Source organism: bacterium (assembly GCA_024228115.1).
Classification (GTDB): domain Bacteria; phylum Myxococcota_A; class UBA9160; order UBA9160; family UBA6930.
In genome coordinates this window covers 1-1,710 of the sequence record JAAETT010000253.1, presented here as the reverse complement: position 1 = coordinate 1,710, position 1,710 = coordinate 1, and the positions used below count along the sequence as shown (strand labels likewise).

Here is a 1,710-nt window from a genome sequence, read left to right as displayed (position 1 = left end):
TCCGAGCATGGATCTCGACTACGTTCGTCATCGGTAGCGTGTTCTTCCTTTGTGGCCGCGGTGGCCGCGTGTGTTTGCATTCACACGGAAGAATACGCTGCCTATCTCAGACGCTCGTTCCCCAACTTTCGGTCATATCTCCGAATTTTCCTTCTCGGATCGATCGCCGCTCTTCTGACGGGATGCGCCAGCGGATATGGAAGCTCGATTCCCAGAACAGAACCGCAGCTCGTTGCAATCCCCACGGCCAGCGTTCAGTGTCCGGCTTGGCCTTCACCACCCAAGGGCTTCTTGGATGCAAGAGGAGCGCGATATAACCGCGCACAAACGTTGGCCTGGGTGGGTGCTGAGCGCTTCGCCGTGGGTCGATGGGATGGATCCGTCTCGGTCTACCGGGATTGCACCGACACCGGCTGCCCCCGGCCCGAGCAGGTGCTGCTGCCTCCCTCACGAGATGGCGTGCAGATGCTCGCGCTCCTCGATGCAGACGAGTTCGTAACATCAAACGGAATGAACTCCCTCGCGATCTGGCAACGAGTGATGGGAAAATACGTGCTGCAGGGAACAGCGACCTATCACGACTCGTTTGGGGCGCTTCGAAGCGCTGCGACGACGCGAACCCCGGAAGGCGATTGGCTCGTAGCGGGGACACACTCCGGGCATCTCTTGGTCTGGAAGCGAGAGATGGCGAGCTTGCGTCTGGTCAGAGCCGTGGACCTTCGCTCGAACAACCCCATTCCGACGGACATCTGCCCCCCGCCGAAGGACATCACGAGTCTCCTCGCGTGGACAAACGGTCGCATCATCGCGGGTTCGGAGGATGGCGACGTCTCCGTCGTCGACGTGGAGACCGGTACGGTCTTGATACGTAAGCAATACAACAATGCCGCAAAACGGGGGATCAACAGCCTATCTCTGCATGGAGACCTCCTATTGCTCGCGAACTGCTCAGTTGGCAGCGAAGACAAGAATTTGTGGTTGTTCCGAATCTCGGAGACGAAGATTACGCTCGTCGACTCGGTCAATCTCATTCAGGATCAAGCGAACACCCAGGTCTTCAACTTCAGTGCGGTTCTCGTCCCGCGGAAGGGGGGGCTGCTCTTTTTCGCAAGCACGCAGGAAGGGCTGCTCTGGTTTGGCACGGCTAGCGCTACGGGACTAGCCGTATTTCCGAATCCGATCCGCGTCGCATCAGAGGGCGGAGCCGCTTTGCGTGCATCCGGTAGCAACGCGGTTCTTGCCGCAGCAGCGCACGCTATTCGAACGTTTGAGATACCTGACGAGTGGTCGAGGTCTATCGCACCCGTTGAGGCCGCGGACTAGAGAGTCTGGCGCAACAGCTGCGGCGGCGAAGCGCCCCATTGCGGCCCTTCACGTTGCAGAAATGCAGGAACCTCTCGCCGGGGAACGTCCCTGACTCGATTCGCCCGTCTAGGCTACCGCTCCAGCATCTCCTCGCATCAACCACACCGGTTCGGGCGATATACAAGACGGCGAACGAGGCGCTTCAGCTGACGGCCAAAGCTGCTCTGCCACCAGCGCGATTCCGAGAGTTGGCGTCTGGTCGATAACTAGTGATATGATTCATAAATAAAGGGCACTATTGGACTATCCACGTTACCCTCGCGGCGAACGGCCAGAGGGGCACGATGCGGGTCGCAGCCGAGATTCACCTCAGCAAGAGCCAGCGGGCGACGCTTCAGCAATGGT

General features: G+C 59.3%; 1 protein-coding gene. It reads left to right on the top strand.

The features are described 5' to 3' along the window. The first annotated feature begins 459 nt into the window (after nt 1-459). On the top strand, nt 460-1,323 hold the full coding sequence (locus GY937_12180) for a hypothetical protein (protein MCP5057467.1): 864 nt from the start codon (nt 460-462) through the stop codon (nt 1,321-1,323). Nucleotides 1,324-1,710: the final 387 nt, after the last annotated feature.